18 protein-coding genes are annotated in these 17,351 nt (G+C 45.9%); 16 read left to right on the plus strand and 2 right to left on the minus strand.

Annotated elements, in window-relative coordinates:
* The first annotated feature begins 172 nt into the window (after positions 1-172).
* The 7 genes from lepB to KO537_RS06250 all read left to right on the plus strand — a co-directional run bounded on the left by lepB (position 173) and on the right by KO537_RS06250 (position 5,449).
* A complete protein-coding gene (lepB, locus tag KO537_RS06220; RefSeq protein WP_168823422.1) occupies positions 173-1,090 on the plus strand; it encodes a signal peptidase I in 918 nt (305 codons plus the stop codon).
* Position 1,091: 1 nt separating this feature from the next.
* Positions 1,092-1,772 (plus strand): ribonuclease III, encoded by a 681-nt coding sequence (gene rnc, locus KO537_RS06225; protein ID WP_012088603.1) that lies wholly within the window; start codon positions 1,092-1,094, stop codon positions 1,770-1,772.
* A complete protein-coding gene (era, locus tag KO537_RS06230) occupies positions 1,769-2,785 on the plus strand; it encodes a GTPase Era (protein WP_028760819.1) in 1,017 nt (338 codons plus the stop codon). Before rnc ends, era begins: the two co-directional genes overlap by 4 nt.
* Before the next feature lie 28 nt (positions 2,786-2,813).
* Positions 2,814-3,524: a DNA repair protein RecO gene (recO, locus tag KO537_RS06235; RefSeq protein WP_168823420.1), complete on the plus strand. Its 711-nt coding sequence runs from the start codon at positions 2,814-2,816 to the stop codon at positions 3,522-3,524.
* Between the two features lie 70 nt (positions 3,525-3,594).
* Positions 3,595-4,332, plus strand: coding sequence for a pyridoxine 5'-phosphate synthase (gene pdxJ / locus KO537_RS06240; RefSeq protein WP_006080782.1), 738 nt, complete (start codon positions 3,595-3,597; stop codon positions 4,330-4,332).
* Positions 4,332-4,715 carry a holo-ACP synthase gene (acpS, locus tag KO537_RS06245; protein ID WP_028760816.1) on the plus strand — a complete coding sequence of 128 codons (384 nt, stop codon included), beginning with the start codon at positions 4,332-4,334 and terminating at the stop codon, positions 4,713-4,715. The genes pdxJ and acpS overlap by 1 nt, the downstream gene beginning before the upstream one ends.
* A gap of 209 nt (positions 4,716-4,924) precedes the next feature.
* Positions 4,925-5,449: an Mpo1-like protein gene (locus KO537_RS06250; RefSeq protein WP_173246121.1), complete on the plus strand. Its 525-nt coding sequence runs from the start codon at positions 4,925-4,927 to the stop codon at positions 5,447-5,449.
* A gap of 130 nt (positions 5,450-5,579) precedes the next feature.
* On the opposite strand, the gene KO537_RS06255 is transcribed toward KO537_RS06250, so the two are convergent.
* Positions 5,580-6,854 (minus strand): CNNM domain-containing protein, encoded by a 1,275-nt coding sequence (locus KO537_RS06255; RefSeq protein WP_173246117.1) that lies wholly within the window; start codon positions 6,852-6,854, stop codon positions 5,580-5,582.
* 99 nt (positions 6,855-6,953) lie between these two features.
* Positions 6,954-7,742, minus strand: coding sequence for a cytochrome c biogenesis protein CcsA (ccsA, locus tag KO537_RS06260; RefSeq protein ID WP_028760813.1), 789 nt, complete (start codon positions 7,740-7,742; stop codon positions 6,954-6,956).
* A 289-nt stretch (positions 7,743-8,031) separates the two neighbouring features.
* Here ccsA and ffh point away from each other — a divergent pair, with 289 nt between their 5' ends.
* The 9 genes from ffh (at position 8,032) to KO537_RS06305 (ending at position 17,225) form a co-directional block, all read left to right on the plus strand.
* Positions 8,032-9,405, plus strand: a complete 1,374-nt coding sequence (ffh, locus tag KO537_RS06265) for a signal recognition particle protein (RefSeq protein ID WP_006080787.1) — start codon at positions 8,032-8,034, stop codon at positions 9,403-9,405.
* A 217-nt stretch (positions 9,406-9,622) separates the two neighbouring features.
* Positions 9,623-9,874 carry a 30S ribosomal protein S16 gene (rpsP, locus tag KO537_RS06270; protein ID WP_006080788.1) on the plus strand — a complete coding sequence of 84 codons (252 nt, stop codon included), beginning with the start codon at positions 9,623-9,625 and terminating at the stop codon, positions 9,872-9,874.
* Between the two features lie 20 nt (positions 9,875-9,894).
* Positions 9,895-10,425: a ribosome maturation factor RimM gene (gene rimM, locus KO537_RS06275; protein WP_006080789.1), complete on the plus strand. Its 531-nt coding sequence runs from the start codon at positions 9,895-9,897 to the stop codon at positions 10,423-10,425.
* A 15-nt stretch (positions 10,426-10,440) separates the two neighbouring features.
* Positions 10,441-11,187, plus strand: coding sequence for a tRNA (guanosine(37)-N1)-methyltransferase TrmD (trmD, locus tag KO537_RS06280; RefSeq protein ID WP_028760810.1), 747 nt, complete (start codon positions 10,441-10,443; stop codon positions 11,185-11,187).
* A gap of 34 nt (positions 11,188-11,221) precedes the next feature.
* Entirely contained in the window at positions 11,222-11,575 is a 354-nt protein-coding gene (gene rplS / locus KO537_RS06285; protein WP_006080791.1) for a 50S ribosomal protein L19, read from the plus strand.
* Between the two features lie 260 nt (positions 11,576-11,835).
* The gene (locus tag KO537_RS06290) at positions 11,836-12,927 is read left to right on the plus strand and encodes a 3-deoxy-7-phosphoheptulonate synthase (RefSeq protein ID WP_173246114.1); all 1,092 of its coding nucleotides are present in this window, start codon (positions 11,836-11,838) and stop codon (positions 12,925-12,927) included.
* A 27-nt stretch (positions 12,928-12,954) separates the two neighbouring features.
* Positions 12,955-14,094 (plus strand): bifunctional chorismate mutase/prephenate dehydrogenase, encoded by a 1,140-nt coding sequence (tyrA, locus tag KO537_RS06295; protein WP_173246111.1) that lies wholly within the window; start codon positions 12,955-12,957, stop codon positions 14,092-14,094.
* Positions 14,095-14,310: 216 nt separating this feature from the next.
* On the plus strand, positions 14,311-15,975 hold the full coding sequence (gene hcp, locus KO537_RS06300) for a hydroxylamine reductase (protein ID WP_113940658.1): 1,665 nt from the start codon (positions 14,311-14,313) through the stop codon (positions 15,973-15,975).
* Positions 15,976-16,049: 74 nt separating this feature from the next.
* The gene (locus KO537_RS06305) at positions 16,050-17,225 is read left to right on the plus strand and encodes a hybrid-cluster NAD(P)-dependent oxidoreductase (protein ID WP_173246109.1); all 1,176 of its coding nucleotides are present in this window, start codon (positions 16,050-16,052) and stop codon (positions 17,223-17,225) included.
* The last annotated feature ends 126 nt before the right edge of the window (positions 17,226-17,351 follow it).

The raw sequence follows: 17,351 nt of genomic DNA on the forward strand, positions 1-17,351 counted from the left end.
ATAAGTGACAATTTAGTTGACTATTGCGCCGCTGTTTGCGGCGCTTTAGTTAGGTTATCGCATTGGTTTATCACTTTGGTTTACCAAGGTCGAATACGGTAAGTTAACTAAAGTATGATATTCGCTGAGTTAGGCACCTTTAATTATTTTTAAGGCAGGAGTTCAATAAGCAATGGCAGCGTATTTTTCCATTATTCTAGTGCTAATCACCCTGATCTCAGGACTTATTTGGTTAGTCGATGTGCTCGTTTTCGCCCCAAAGCGTCGTGAGAGTTTAGCGTTAGCAAAGGCATCACAAGCGAATTTAACTGAAGAAGCTGAGTACCAAATCATTCGTGAGTCGACCATAGTCGAAACCGCGCATTCTATCTTCCCTGTGATTGCCTTTGTGTTGATCCTACGTTCATTCATTTATGAGCCATTTCAAATCCCATCGGGTTCTATGATGCCAACCCTCTTAGTGGGCGACTTCATTCTGGTGGAAAAATTTAGTTATGGGCTTAAAGATCCCGTATGGCGCACTAAACTGGTTGAAACTGGTGAGCCCAAACGCGGTGATGTGGTGGTATTTAAATATCCTGAAAATCCGCAAATTGACTACATCAAACGTGTTGTCGGTTTACCGGGTGATAGAATTATTTACCGTAACAAGCAGTTGATGATCCAGAAGGCCTGTGGCGTTGAGCAAACAGCTTGCCCAGAACCGCAAGTTATCGCCCGCACTGAGATCAGTCGTGGTGATTACAGCCAAGATGGTGTGCCGTTGCTGCGTTATAAAGAGGAATTGGGTGATGTCGCCCACGATATCTTGATCAACCCAAGTCGACCTGACATGCTGGGGTATTTTAAGCGCGAAGGTAATTTACCCGCGGGTGAATTTTTAGTGCCAGAAGGCCATTACTTTGCCATGGGTGATAACCGCGATAACAGTACCGACAGTCGTTTCTGGGGCTTTGTGCCAGAAGAGAACCTTGTTGGTAAAGCGGTAGCGATTTGGATTAGTTTTGAATTTGACCGTTCAAAAGCCGACTTCCTCCCAACTTGGGTGCCTAGCGGTGTGCGTTTTGAGCGTGTAGGTGGAATTAAATAGCATGGAACCGATTAAAAATTTGCCACGTTTGTGTCGTACCTTAGGTTATGAGTTCAAGAATATTGAGCTTTTGACTCAAGCGCTGACCCACAGAAGTGCGGCAAATAAGCATAATGAGCGCTTAGAGTTTTTAGGTGATTCAATTTTATCTATCGTGATTTCTGATGCTTTGTATCATCAGTTTCCGAAGGCAACCGAAGGCGATTTAAGCCGGATGCGTGCCACCTTAGTTCGCGGTGATACCTTAACTATCATCGCCCAAGAGTTTAAGCTCGGCGATTATTTATATCTCGGTCCTGGCGAGTTGAAAAGTGGCGGATTTAGACGCGAGTCGATTCTTGCCGATGCAGTTGAAGCCATTATTGGCGCCGTTTACCTTGATTCCGATCTCGAAGTTTGCCGTGCATTACTGTTGAAATGGTATGCCGAGCGTTTGGCCGAAATCCAACCTGGGATCAGTCAGAAAGACGCTAAGACATTACTGCAAGAACATTTACAAGGGTTTAAAAAGCCGCTGCCTGATTACCAAGTAATCAACATAGAAGGCGATGCCCACGATCAGACATTTACCGTTGAATGTCGTATTGAAGACTTGAGCCAAAGCGTCATTGGTGTGGCGAGTTCACGCCGCAAAGCCGAGCAAATCGCGGCCGCTCAAGTATTGGAGTTACTAAAGAAATGACCAAAAAAACAGACTTGTCAGGTATCGATGCTGCAAAAGCGGCAACTGAGCCGAGTTTAGATGAATTACTGGCAAGGATGAATGCGGCCGCGCCAACGCCGTCGGCCCAATACGATGTCACTTATTGCGGCATGGTGGCGATCATTGGTCGCCCTAACGTCGGTAAATCAACGTTAATCAACCGTTTGCTTGGTCAGAAGGTAAGTATTACTTCTAAAAAGCCACAAACAACGCGCCACCGTATCATGGGTATTCATACCGATGGTCCGAAGCAAATTGTGTTCATCGATACACCAGGTTTACACATAGAAGAGCAGCGGGCGATTAACCGCCTGATGAACCGCGCAGCTGCCAGTTCGCTTGCCGATGTAGCTATGGTGATTTTTGTGGTCGATGGCATGACGTGGACCGCCGATGATGAGATGGTGTTGAGTAAATTACGCCGTGGCGGTGAAGAGCGTCAGACAATTCTGGCGATCAATAAAGTCGACAATATCAAAGACAAAGAATCGCTGTTCCCGTATTTGGAAGAAGTCGCCAAAAAATATCCTTTCGATGAAATTTTGCCGATTTCTGCCAGTAAAGGCACTAACGTTAAGCGCATTTTAGAGCTAGCGGCGGCGTCGATTCCTGAAGGACCTTTCTTCTTCCCTGAAGACTATGTTACCGATCGTTCGCAACGTTTTATGGCGTCGGAAATTGTGCGTGAAAAACTGATGCGCTTCTTAGGTGATGAATTACCCTATGATGCGACAGTTGAGATTGAACAGTTCAAGATGATGGAAAATGGCGTTTATCAAATTAATGCCTTGATCCTTGTTGAGCGTGAAGGTCAAAAACGTATGGTGATTGGTAGCAAGGGCGAACGTATTCGTACTATCGCAACTCAAGCTCGCTTAGACATGGAGACCTTGTTTGATAATAAAGTTTTCCTCGAAGTGTGGGTGAAAGTGAAATCCGGTTGGGCCGATGATGAACGCGCCTTACGAAGCTTAGGTTACGGCGACGATTAAGCATTAACTTCAGCGAGCGCGCTTACCGATGAAACGTGGTTACGTTTTACATCATCGCCCATATCGAGAGTCCAGTGTCTTAGTTAACCTCTTAGTTGACGGCATTGGACGGGTTGATGTGGTTGCCCGAACCGGCAGCGGTAAGCGCTCTATCAAGAGTATTCTCCAGCCCTTTCAACCGCTGATCTTCGAATTTAGCGGTAAGTCTGAATTAAAAACCTTAACTCAAGTCGAAGCCGCTGCGCCTGCTGTGCCTCTTTCTGGTCAAAGCTTGTTTGCTGGCATGTATATCAATGAGTTATTGGTTCGCACTTTGTCTGTACAGCACAATGCCGAAGAGTTGTTCCTCATTTATCATCAAGCCTTAGTCGGCCTTGCCGCGAAGTTTTGCCAATCCCAACTGCGTTATATTGAGCTTGCCTTGCTGCGGGAATTAGGTTTTATGCCTTCTCTTAGCCGCGATACTCAAGGTGAAACACTCGTGCCTGACTATTATTACCAGCTCGTGCCTGAGTTAGGTTTTCAATTTGTACTCAACTCCCGTGCTCGCAATGCCTATCAAGGCGCCATGTTGACGGCGCTTAACGATAACCAGCTCACCGAAGCACATTTTTTGAGCGCTAAGTTGTTGATGCGCTCCCTGTTAACGCCATTACTCGGGACTAAACCTTTGTTGAGTCGACAATTGTTCGTCAGCACTGCCGTGCCAACTAAGATTGATGGGAATAATTCGCCCTAGCTCCTGTTTTTTAGCGTGAGCCTAAGTACAATAGGCCGCAATATCAGCGTTAAACATTAAGGAGTTCCCGATGAGCCGTATCTTATTGGGCGTGAATATCGACCATATTGCTACTCTGCGCCAAGCCCGTGGCACCAGTTATCCTGATCCTGTGCATGCTGCTGCCGTTGCTGAACATGCTGGCGCCGATGGCATCACTATCCATTTGCGTGAAGACAGACGCCATATCATAGACCGCGATGTATATCTGTTGGCAAAAACCTTGAAAACCCGCATGAATTTTGAATGCGCTGTGACCGAAGAAATGCTTAACATCGCCTGTGAAATTAAGCCGACCTATGTCTGTTTAGTGCCAGAAAAACGTCAAGAAGTCACCACTGAAGGCGGTTTAGATGTAGCGGGGCAGTTAGATAAAATCACTGCTGCAGTGACTCGTTTAGCTGCTGAGGGTATTCAAGTCTCCTTATTTATCGATGCCGATAAAACTCAAATTGATGCCGCTGTTGCCTCTGGCGCACCGCTTATTGAAATTCATACGGGCTGTTATGCCGATGCTAAAACGGAAGCAGAAGAAGCCACTGAGTTAGCGCGTATTAGCGAAATGGCAAAATACGCCCATGGCAAAGGTTTAGTGGTTAACGCGGGTCATGGTTTGCATTATCACAACGTGAAACCCATCGCGGCGATTCCTGAGTTATATGAACTTAATATCGGCCATGCGATTGTCGCACGTGCCGCTATTGATGGTTTAGCGACAGCAGTGAAAGACATGAAAGTGTTAATGCTTGAAGGTCGTCGAGGCGAATAATGGCGATTGTCGGCCTAGGCACAGATATCGTCGAGATTGAGCGTATTCAGGTGCATGTGGCGCGCGCAGGTGACAAGCTCGCTAAACGAGTGCTGACCGAGTCTGAGTTGGCCATTTATACTGCCCATAGTCAGCCAAGTCGTTATCTTGCCAAGCGTTTTGCGGCAAAAGAGGCCGCAGCCAAAGCTCTCGGTACGGGTATTGGCCGCGGTGTGTCGTTTCAGCATATTCACATTGGCAACAATGAGGATGGTGCACCGACGATTCACTTTACCGAGGGGGCGCTGACGCGTTTACAGCAGCTTAAAGCGACGGTTGGGCATATCTCTATTGCCGATGAAAAATCCTATGCGATTGCGACGGTAATCATAGAGTCTCAATAAACCCGAGTTTGCGTCTGTTGGTGGTAAAAAAGGAACCTTAGGGTTCCTTTTTTCATTTCTGGATGGGTATCTAAATAAATGCAAAATCAGTGAATGCAACAATTTATTTACTTTTACTGTTCAGTTTAATTGTTTTACGTTAGTTTATGGCTTTCGCGTCGCTCAATTTAGCGCAGTTAAAAGCAGGGGCAAATGAAGAGGAACCCGACATGAAATCCGCCGCAGAGCAGTTATCGACCTACAAAAGTGTGCATTTAAATCAGCGTAATATTCAGACCCATTTTATTGGCATCCCACTGATTATTTGGTCTGCTTTCCTGTTGCTGGCCACAGTGCGTATTCCGCTGGGCAGTATGGGGGAGACAAGTTTAGCAATGATAGTCGGTATGCTCGTGTTGGCCTATTATGTCCGTTTACACTTAAGGCTTTCAATGGGGCTCATATTATTCATGGTACCTGTGCTGCTCACTACTGAGTGGGCGGCGCATATCGCCGGTGCCACTTGGCTTGCCCTAGGAGTATTTGTGGTGGGCTGGGTGTTCCAGCTAATCGGCCATCAATATGAAAAAGCCAAGCCTGCCTTTGTGGATGACTTAAATCAGCTATTAATTGGGCCATTTTTCTTAATGGCGGAAGTGTATTTTATGTTGGGCTTAGAAAAGGCGCTGAATGCCCAGATAACGCCAATGGCGCTTGAGAAGCGTCGTATACTTGAGGCGAAAAAATCTGCATAGCTTGGCTAGATAGTGAATTAGAGTAGATAGATTTATAGCTCGGGGGAGCATCATCGCTTGGAGGAAATCGTCGGCCGGACCACATCTTAACTTGTGTGGTTCGGCCAATTTTTATGCTCAAAATTGAGGATTAAACTCTGGGGGGATGATAATACAGCGGGATAATTCTCACTGTATTAATCATATTCTCTGACACATCAATTATCTCTAATGGATAACCTGCTAAACGTAAACTGGTATTCGCAGAAGGAATTTCCTCCAGATACTCCAGAATCAGACCATTGAGGGTTTTAGGGCCATCGGTGGGAAAGTTCCACTTCATTTCTTTATTCAAATCGCGGATCGTAATGCCCGCATCGACTAAGTAGCTGCCATCTTGCTGGACCTTAATGTCTTCACTCGGGGTGGTCAACATAGAAGTGGTAAAGTCGCCGACAATCTCTTCGAGAATATCTTCGAGTGTTACTAGACCTTGAATATCACCATATTCATCAACGACTAAGCCGATGCGCTCTTTATTTTGTTGGAAGTTAGCTAGTTGCACATTGAGTGGCGTACCTTCTGGCACAAAGTAGAGTTCTTTCACTGCGCGTAGCAAAGATGACTTGCTAAATTGCTCTTTAGATTGGAGGCGCAGGGCATCGCGTAAATGAATAAAGCCCACTGCATCGTCTATGGTGTCGCGATACACTAACACTCGGGTATGTGGACTTTGGATCACCTGACGATTGATAACCTTAAATTCGTCATTGACGTTAATTCCGTAGATATCTGAGCGTGGCACCATAATATCTTCAACGGTGACTTTCTCTAAATCCAAGATAGATAACAGCATTTCTTGGTGGCGTCGGGGGATGAGTGCCCCTGCCTCATGTACCACTGTGCGCAACTCTTCTTGGCTTAGTGCATCGCTACTATTAACGGTTTTTATCCCCATCAAACGTAAGATACCTGTGGTTATCAAATTAACGCTTGAGACAACATAGGCAAAGGTAGAGGAAAATATAAGTAGCAGTATGCTAGAGGGAAAAGCAATACGCTCAGGATTTAATGCTGCGATGGTTTTTGGCGTGACTTCAGCAAAAACGAGCACGACTAATGTAAGCACGCCAGTTGCAACAGCGACCCCTAAGTCACCCCAAAGACGCATACCAATGATAGTCGCAATAGCAGATGCGGAAATATTGACTAAGTTATTGCCAATTAAGATCAATCCAATCAAACGGTCAGGACGCTCAAGTAACTTCAAGGCTCTAATCGCCCCTTTATGGCCATTGTTGGCTAAGTGGCGTAAACGGTAACGGTTGAGAGTCATCATTGCGGTTTCTGAGCCTGAAAAATAGGCAGAGAATAGGATAAGCACTAGTAAAACGATCAGGAGTGCGCTTGTCGATATAGCGTCCAAAAAAGGCTCCAATGTGGCCAGTAAACTTAAGTAAATACCGACATTTAAAAAAAGTGTCAAGTCGGCCGCAGCAATAACTGCCCCAGCCGACTTAAATGTTTAGTTGAGGATTAATTCTTTGACAATGCGCGCGCCAAAATATGCGAGCGAAAGTAAGGATGCGCCAGTCAGAGTATAAATGACTGCGGTACGAATTTTACAACCGACCCAATACTGTTGCCACAGCATAGTAATGTATACAAACCAAGCCATTATCGACAGAATTGCCTTATGACCTTTACCATCGGCGAACATATCTTCAAGGAAGATAAAACCAGTCGCGAGCGACAAACTGAGCAAGATAACGCCGATAATCACTAGGTGATACAGTTGTTTTTCAACTGTCATCAGCGGCGGAATGCCAGGGCTCAGCATAAATTGTTTTTTCTTCAGTTTATTTTGGATCATCGCCAGTTGTATCGCATACAGGGCGGCAATCATCAGGGCGCTGTAGGCCATGAGTGACAATACGACGTGGGCTAATACTTCAGGATAAAGCTCAAAATGCGTGATGAATTTAGGCGGCAATAACCAGAGTAGGGCAACCGAAAGCACTGAGCAGGCGTAAACCACGGGCACGACGACGATGACTTTCAGCCTGAACATCAATATCGTAAAAGTAAAAGCGATAATCCAGTTCACTAAGGAAATCACATTCGTCAGGCTAAAGTTTTGGCCATCTGTGGTGAAAATCACTTGTGATAATGCTGCAGCATGCAAAATAACCGCAATAGCGGCAAAGCCTGCGACAGCACGGCGATTCGGACCGTCTGGGTGAAACAATCTACTCGTCACTAGTACCAATGCAATGCAATAAAAAAACATGGCTGAGGCAGAAAAGATGACCATGGGTAATTAACCTATTTGTGTAGTTAAAGGTGCCTTAAAAACGGGGCATACAGATCAATATTTTCCCTAGAATAACATGAGCTGTCGGCAAATGGGCAGTGACATGAGTTGCAAAATTTAGCAGATTCTTATTGTTAGGGTTAAATAGTGTGTCGACGACAATAAAACATGACTCAGCGCAAGTAAAACACTTAACCACAATCAAGATGGGTGCAGCAGTAGCATAATGCGTATGCATCGTTATAATACAGCCCATCAATCGAGATTCTTAAAGGTATAGAACAGGACGATGTTTGAGAACCTAACCGACAGACTGTCACGCACACTGAAAAATATCAGTGGCCGTGGTCGCTTAACTGAAGAAAACGTTAAGGAAACCCTGCGCGAAGTGCGTATGGCACTGCTGGAGGCCGATGTTGCCCTGCCTGTGGTGCGCGAATTCGTTAATAATGTAAAAGAACGTGCCGTTGGCCAAGAAGTCTCTAAAAGCTTAAGTCCAGGCCAAGCCTTTATTAAGATAGTTCAAAGTGAACTTGAAAAATCCATGGGCGAGGCGAATGAAGCCCTAGATTTAGCCACTCAGCCGCCAGCTGTGATTATGATGGCGGGTCTGCAAGGTGCGGGTAAAACCACCAGTGTGGCAAAACTGGGTAAATTTTTACGCGAACGCCATAAAAAATCGGTATTAGTCGTCAGTGCTGACGTTTATCGCCCTGCGGCGATCAAACAGCTTGAGACGTTAGCGCAAGAAGTGGCGGTGGAGTTTTTCCCATCGGACGTTAGCCAAAAGCCAATCGACATTGCGAAAGCGGCGATTGCCCACGCTAAATTAAAGTTTATCGATGTGGTGATCCTCGATACCGCGGGTCGTCTGCATGTCGACGAAGCCATGATGGACGAGATCAAAGGCTTACACGCAGCGGTCAAGCCTATCGAAACCTTGTTCGTGGTCGATGCAATGACAGGTCAAGATGCGGCAAACACCGCTAAGGCGTTTAACGAAGCTTTACCACTGACAGGGGTGATCTTAACCAAAGTCGATGGTGATGCGCGCGGTGGTGCGGCGTTATCGATTCGCCACATTACGGGCAAGCCGATCAAATTCCTCGGTGTCGGTGAAAAGACAGACGCGCTAGAACCGTTTCATCCCGATCGTATCGCCTCACGCATTTTGGGCATGGGCGATGTGTTATCGCTTATCGAAGAAGTTGAGCGTGGCGTCGATAAAGAAAAGGCCATGAAGCTGGCTTCGAAAGTGAAGCAAGGTGGCAGTTTCGATTTAGAAGATTTCCGTGAGCAGTTACAGCAAATGAAAAACATGGGCGGCATGATGAACATGCTGGAAAAACTGCCCGGTGTCGGTCAATTGCCCCCAGAAGCCTTAGCGCAAATCCAAGACGGCAAGATGACAGGTCAAATGGAAGCCATCATTAATTCGATGACTTCCAAGGAGCGTAAGAACCCTGATTTAATCAAGGGCTCACGCAAACGTCGCATCGCTGCCGGTTCTGGCACGCAAATTCAAGATGTAAACCGTTTATTGAAACAGTTTACTCAAATGCAAAAGATGATGAAAAAAATGTCTGCTAAGGGCGGCATGCAAAAAATGATGCGCGGAATGCGTGGCATGATGCCGCCAGGAATGAAATTTCCGGGACGTTAATCGGGCATTTTTAGTTAAACTTAGCACTTTATCAGTCGGTTGACTCTGGCAACAATGAACCGCTTACTGAGGGCGCAGGCGTAATAATCGCCATCTTTGGTTGCATTCGTTGGAAAGTCAGGTAAAATCTTCCGGCTTTCTATCTGGGACTCTTCGCGAACACGGGGTTCCAGTTTTTATTTTTGCTTCAAGCAAATCATTAGAGGATTGAAAACGCATGGTTACCATTCGTTTAGCTCGTGGCGGCGCAAAAAAGCGTCCATTTTACAACATCGTTGTTGCTGATAGCCGTAACGCTCGTGACGGTCGTTTCATCGAGCGTGTTGGTTTCTTCAACCCATTGGCCCGTGGCCAAGAAGAAACTTTACGTTTAGACCTAGCTCGCGTTGAGCACTGGGTTTCTAACGGTGCAGCTGCTACAGAACGTGTAGCAAAACTGATCAAAGACGCTCGTAAAGCAACAGCTTAATAGCGTTAAGGTATAGATTGATGAGCAGTAACCAACAGCCAGTCGTACTGGGGAAATTAGGCTCCTGTCATGGCATTAAAGGTTGGCTGAAAATCACCGCCTATACCGATTCTGTTGAAGGTATCTTTGACTATTCACCTTGGCTTATTAAAGAAAATGGTGAATGGCGCGAAATAAAGGTCACCCAGTGGCGTTATCAAGGCAAGGCCGTTGTTGCCTTACTTGATGGCGTAGAAACACGGGAGCAAGCGCAAATGCTCACAAATTGTGAGATTGCGATTTTGCCGGAACAGATGAACGATTTGCCAGCAGATGAATTCTACTGGCGTGATCTCATCGGTTGCGAAGTGGTCAATACAACAGGCTATAACATGGGGATTGTCGATCAGATCGTGGAAACAGGATCGAACGACGTATTACTCGTTAAAGCCAACGCTAAAGATAGTTTCGGCAAAGTGGAACGTATGATCCCCTTTGTCCCTGAGCAGTTCATCAAAACGGTGGATCTGCAAGGTAAACAGATTTTAGTGGATTGGGATCCTGACTTCTAAGTCGAGGTACAACAGATGTGGTTAGGGGTAATAACCCTGTTCCCAGAGATGTTCCGTGCCGTGACAGACTTTGGAGTTACGGGTCGAGCCGTGAAAAACGGCCTGCTCGAGTTGCACACGTGGAATCCCCGTGATTTCACCCATGATAGACATAATACGGTAGATGACAGGCCTTACGGCGGTGGTCCCGGAATGTTGATGATGGTGCAACCCTTGCGCGATGCCATCCATGCAGCGAAAGCCGCAGCGGGTGAAGGTGCGAAGGTGATTTATTTGTCACCTCAAGGACGTAAGCTGGATCAGCAAGGCGTCACTGAGTTGGCTCAATCATCACGTTTGATTTTGGTCTGTGGTCGATACGAAGGTATTGATGAACGCATCATTCAAACGGAAGTGGATGAAGAGTGGTCGATAGGGGATTACGTGCTTTCGGGCGGCGAATTACCGGCGATGACTCTGATAGATTCAGTATCGAGATTGGTTCCTGGCGTGCTAGGAAAACAAGCTTCGGCGGAGCAAGATTCTTTCTCCGACGGTTTACTGGATTGTCCACATTACACTCGCCCTGAAAGCTTGGATGGTCTTGACGTACCGGCAGTGCTGCTAAGTGGCAACCACGAACAAATTAGACTCTGGCGTTTACAGCAAAGCCTTGGTAGGACTTTACTTAGACGGCCAGAATTATTGCAAAATCTAGCTCTGACTGACGAACAAACGACTCTATTAGCGCAGTTCGTTGAAGCAATGAACAAGCATGCTTAGTCGTAGCTCAGTTAATTCTAGAACGGAGTAAGTTATGAACAACATCATTAAAATGCTCAATGATGAGCAAATGAAACAAGACGTACCTGCGTTTGGTGCTGGTGATACAGTAGTCGTTCAGGTTCGTGTTAAAGAAGGCGATAAAGAGCGTTTACAGGCTTTTGAAGGCGTTGTAATTGCTAAGCGTAACCGTGGTCTGCACTCTGCATTCACAGTACGTAAAATCTCTAATGGCGAAGGTGTTGAGCGTGCTTTCCAAACGCACAGCCCACTGATCGCTAGCATTGAAGTTAAGCGTCGTGGTCGCGTTCGTCGCGCCAAACTGTACTATCTGCGTGATCGTTCAGGTAAATCTGCACGTATCCGTGAGAAGCTGGCAACTAAGTAATAGTTACCGCTACAGAAAACAAGACGTAGTGTTCGCACAGAAAACCGCCCTAGTGGCGGTTTTTTGTTGCTGTTTTTTGAGTATTTATACTTGATCTAAAGAGAATGAACAGGCATAGTGGTCGCCTAATTGTAATGGTGTAGCATTACAAAAGTACATTGCGATAGATTTACGCTATTTTATATCCGAAATGAATGCCCAAGCTGACTTGAAGTCCTGCTTCGACAACTGGGTTAAACACTAAGTCTTAGGTGGTAAGCATGCAACAAGATACGATTAACAACGTACACATCAGTTCAGAGAAAGTCTTAATCACGCCGCAAGAGCTTAAAAATGCCTTGCCACTCTCTGAGCATGCTTATCGCTATATCCTCAATGCTCGCAAAACCGTGGCTGATATTGTTCATAAGCGCGACAATCGAGTATTGATTGTCACTGGTCCTTGCTCCATCCATGATATCGCCGCTGCTAAGGAATACGCTTTAAGGCTTAAAACCCTGCACGATGAACTCAGTGATGAGTTTTATATCTTAATGCGAGTGTACTTTGAAAAGCCGCGTACCACGGTAGGTTGGAAGGGCATGATCAACGATCCCGATATGGATGAATCCTTCGATGTCGAAAAAGGCCTGAAAATGGCCCGTGAGCTAATGATTTGGTTGGCCGAGTTAGGACTGCCTGTTGCAACCGAAGCACTCGATCCTATCAGTCCTCAGTACATTTCTGAGCTTGTCACTTGGTCTGCCATTGGTGCTCGCACCACTGAATCGCAGACTCATAGGGAAATGGCATCGGGTCTTTCTATGCCGGTGGGCTTTAAAAATGGCACCGATGGTAAGCTCGATGTAGCGATTAATGCGCTAAAATCGGCGGCCAGTAGCCACAGATTTATGGGCATAAACCAACAGGGCCAAGTCGCATTATTGCAAACTGCAGGTAATCCCGATGGTCATGTGATTTTACGTGGAGGTGCAACGCCCAACTATGATGCGGCGAGTGTGGCAGAGTGTGAGGCGCAGCTTCATAAAGCCAAACTCAATGCACGTTTGATTATCGATTGCAGCCACGGCAATTCATCCAAAGACTACAGCCGCCAAAAGCCTGTGTGTGAAGATGTGTTCGAGCAGATTTATAACGGCAATAAGTCGATTATTGGCGTCATGCTAGAAAGTCATTTAAATGAAGGCAATCAAAGTTGTGATAGGCCATTAAGCGAGCTAGCTTACGGTGTTTCTGTAACAGATTCTTGTATTAATTGGGAAAAAACAGAAACCATTTTACGGGAAGGCGCAGCGAAGTTATCTTCAATACTTCCAACGCGTTTCAATATGCTTAAAGTAGCTAACGCTTAAATTAGTTACAGCTTAATGGACTCAGGTATGAATGAAAAAACAACGGCCGAATTAGAACACCTTCGCGGCCTGATTGATGGTGTTGATCAGCAATTACTACACTTACTGCGTAAGCGCTTGGATCTCGTGGCGCAAGTAGGCACGGTGAAACACGGCGCCGGTTTACCTATTTATGCGCCTCAGCGTGAAGCAGCCATGCTGGCTAAACGCCGTGAAGAAGCAAAAACTATGGGGATCGAGCCGCAGTTGATCGAAGATATTTTGCGTCGCTTGATGCGTGAGTCTTACCTCAATGAAAAAGATGTTGGTTTTAAGCAAGTTAAAAAAGATCTTGGCTCAGTGGTGATTATCGGCGGTAAAGGGCAACTCGGTGGACTATTTTCACAAATGCTGACTTTATCCGGCTACCAAGTGAATTTGCTCGATAAAGACGATTGGCAGCAAGCGGATAACCTATTTGCCGATGCGGGCATGGTGTTAGTGACTGTGCCGATTGCGATTACTTGCGAGCTTATTCGTGAAAAGCTGACCCAATTACCAGCCGACTGCATTCTGGCGGATTTGACCTCCATCAAGACTGAGCCAGTTAAAGCCATGCTTGAGGCGCATTCTGGTCCCGTCGTTGGTTTTCATCCTATGTTTGGTCCTGATGTGGGCAGTCTGGCGAAGCAAGTCGTGGTGGTGTGTCATGGTCGCTCGCCGGAAAAATACCAGTGGTTGCTTGAGCAGATCGCCATTTGGGGAGCGCGGATTGTCGAAGCAGAACCAGAGCGTCACGACAATGCGATGCAGCTAGTGCAGGCAATGCGTCACTTCTCGACCTTTGTGTATGGTTTGAATCTGTGTAAGGAAGAGGCCGATATTGATACTTTACTGCAATTTAGCTCGCCGATTTACCGATTAGAATTAGCTATGGTAGGGCGCTTATTCGCCCAAAGCCCAGAGCTTTACGCCGATATTATTTTTGCACAGCAAGATAGCCAGCATGCTATTGGTGATTATTTAGATAACTACCGTGAAGCGTTAGAACTGCTAAAACGGGGTGACAGGAACGAGTTTATTAAGCAGTTCCAAAGTGTCGCCAAATGGTTTGGGGATTTTGCCCCTCAATTCCAGCGCGAGAGTCGTATTATGCTGCAATCGGTAAATGATATGAAAACCAATTAATAAATAAACAGTTACTCTTTAAAACGCCCATCATTGATGGGCGTTTTTTTATGGATTTTTAACAGGTCACATTGTATTAATTAGCAATTGCTTAAGGTGATCTTTCTCTAACATTTAGCATCTCACTTTAGAAATGACTGTCGCTTATGGCACGTTTAGGTAGACTAGTTTTAAACATGTAAAAATAAAGCATGAATTTAAATTAGGAGTCTATCCATGTTCTGTATTCAGTGTGAGCAAACCATTCGTACACCCGCTGGCAATGGTTGTAGTTATTCCCAAGGTATGTGTGGCAAGTTGGCGGCAACGTCCGATCTGCAAGACTTGCTGATTTACATGCTACAAGGCGTGTCTGTATATGCGGTTAAAGCTCGCGAGCTGGGCATTATCGATGCTGAAATTGATAGTTTTGTGCCTAAAGCCTTTTTCGCGACCCTCACCAACGTCAACTTCGATGATGAGCGCATTATGGCCTATACCCAGCAGGCGGCTAAGTATCGTGCTCAGTTAAAAGCTTCTTACGAAGCGGCTTGTGAACAAGCCGGTATTGCTGCTGAGCAAGTGCCGCAAGTCGCTCAGTTAGTGCTGGGGACCAGTAAGATTGAAATGCTAGCGCAGGCGCCGATTGCACTGCTGAATAAAGATAAGCATGAAGTTCATGAAGACATCATGGGATTGAGGTTATTGTGTTTATATGGCCTTAAGGGTGCGGCTGCTTATATGGAGCATGCTCGCGTGTTGGGTCAGACTGATGCTGATGTGGCAGGGCGCTTCCATGAAATCATGTCTTTCTTAGGTGAGCCGAGTGTTGATGGCGATAAGCTGTTTACTACTGCTATGGACATAGGTCAGTTGAACTACCGCATAATGGCAATGCTGGATGCGGGGGAAACTCAAGCCTTTGGTCATCCTGAGCCAACTGTGGTCAACACTAAGTCAGTTAAGGGCAAAGCCATACTAGTCTCTGGCCATGACATGAAGGATTTAGAGCTTATTCTCGAGCAGACTGTAGGCAAGGGTATCAATGTGTTTACCCACGGTGAAATGCTTCCTGCACTAGCGTATCCAGCCTTTAAAAAATATGCACATCTTGTCGGAAATTACGGCAGTGCTTGGCAGAATCAACAGCAAGAATTTGCCAATTTCCCTGGCGCTGTAGTGATGACATCTAACTGTATTATCGATCCAAATGTGGGTAGTTATAGTGATCGTATCTTTACTCGCAGCATAGTGGGCTGGCCTGGTGTGGTGCATATCGAAGGAGATGATTTCTCGGCTGTCATTGATAAAGCGTTAGCCTTAGAAGGCTTTATCTATGATGAAATCCCACACACTATCACTATTGGTTTTGCCCGCAATGCCTTGATGGCCGCAGCGCCCGCCGTGGTTGAAAATGTGAAAAGTGGTGCGATTAAGCATTTCTTCCTTGTTGGCGGTTGCGATGGCGACAAAGCCGACAGAAGCTACTTCACTGAACTTGCTAAATCCACACCTAAGGATTCAATAATCCTGACGCTAGGCTGTGGTAAGTACAAATTCAATAAGCTCGAATTTGGTGACATTAACGGTATTCCACGTTTGCTCGATGTGGGCCAATGTAACGATGCCTATTCAGCGATTCAGTTGGCGATTGCATTAGCTGAAGTGTTTGAATGTGATATCAATGAATTACCTCTGAGCTTAGTGCTTTCTTGGTTTGAGCAAAAAGCCATTGTAGTACTGCTGACGCTGTTGTCACTTGGCGTTAAAAATATTCGAACAGGCCCGACGCCACCTGCGTTCCTGACGGCCAATTTAGCCAAAATTTTAGAAGATAAGTTTGGCTTGCGTAATACCACGACAGTCGAAGCCGATTTAAAAAATATGTTAAACGTGGCTTAAATCAACCAAGAATTGTTGCTGAACTGCGGTTTTGGCTTGTTTACTGAGGCCGCAGTGTTTTGTGGGTAAATGCTATGAACATGAGTGTGATAGCGGGAGCGCGGGCATTATCGGTTTCGCCCCATAAACCCGGAAGTGTTAATCAATTAGTGTGCGTCGAACGCTGGAATGAAACCTCGGATGTCGTGAGTTTTCGTTTTCAAGCGGGCGAGCCGATGAAGTTTGACTATAAACCCGGTCAGTTTATGACCTTTGTGCTTGAGATTAATGGCGAGCAAGTGTGCCGCAGTTATACCTTGTCATCATCGCCATCTAGGCCCTATTCCTTGATGGTGACGATTAAGCGTGTTGCGGGTGGACTCGTATCTAATTATCTTATCGACAATCTATTACTCGGCCAGAGTGTGCGAGTGCTACCGCCCGCGGGGCAATTTAATCTGTTTGATATTGCTCGGCTAAGCCATAAACAGCCAGAGACTGAAAAGTTAGATGCTAATCTGTTAGCTATAACGGCGCAGAAATACCTTTTTTTGAGTGCTGGTTGCGGTATTACCCCCATGTACTCTATGTTGCGTTATCTGACTGATACGCAAATTGATGCCGATATTGCCTTTGTGCACAGTGCGCGATCAGAGAATGATATTATTTTTAAGTCATCATTGGCGACTATGGCCAACCGTTTTAATGCATTTAAGCTCAGATACGTACTTGAGACTGTCACTGAAACACTGGGGTGTTCACCAAAGATAGCATTCGATTTCGGGCGGTTAAGTGCACAGATGCTACAAACCTTAGTACCTGATTTTGCAGAGCGTACTATCTACCTTTGTGGGCCAGAACCTTATATGCAAGCGGTAAAAACCTTATTAGTCGAACTCAATTTTGATATGAGTCGGTTATACCATGAGAGTTTTGCCACGGCCGAGAAAGTTGCTCGCAGTCAGCTTATGCAAGCAAACTCGTCAGATGGAACGAGTGAAAACACACCAGAAGTGGCTTTCGCCTTGTCTATTGGCGATCGAAGCACGACGCTAAATCAAGGGCAAAGTCTGCTGGAGGGAATTGAGGCCGAAGGTTTGCCGATTATTGCGGCCTGTCGTTCGGGCGTTTGCGGCGCGTGTAAGTGTCAAGTCTTGGAGGGAGAAACGGTATCGACAAGCATGATGACACTGACTGCTGCAGAAATTGAGGCCGGTTTTGTACTCGCTTGCTCCACAACATTAGCATCCGACGTGATACTTAAACTTTAACGTGCTGCTAATTAGCGTCATTTACTTGTGACTTATTTTTAAATGGATGGAAATATTTCTAATCCTTAGTTGCGCTTATCTCAGTGAGAACGTAAGGTTAATGACAAGGGCGTATGATGTTTGCGC

Source organism: Shewanella sp. NKUCC01_JLK (assembly GCF_019345615.1).
Taxonomy (GTDB): domain Bacteria; phylum Pseudomonadota; class Gammaproteobacteria; order Enterobacterales; family Shewanellaceae; genus Shewanella; species Shewanella oncorhynchi.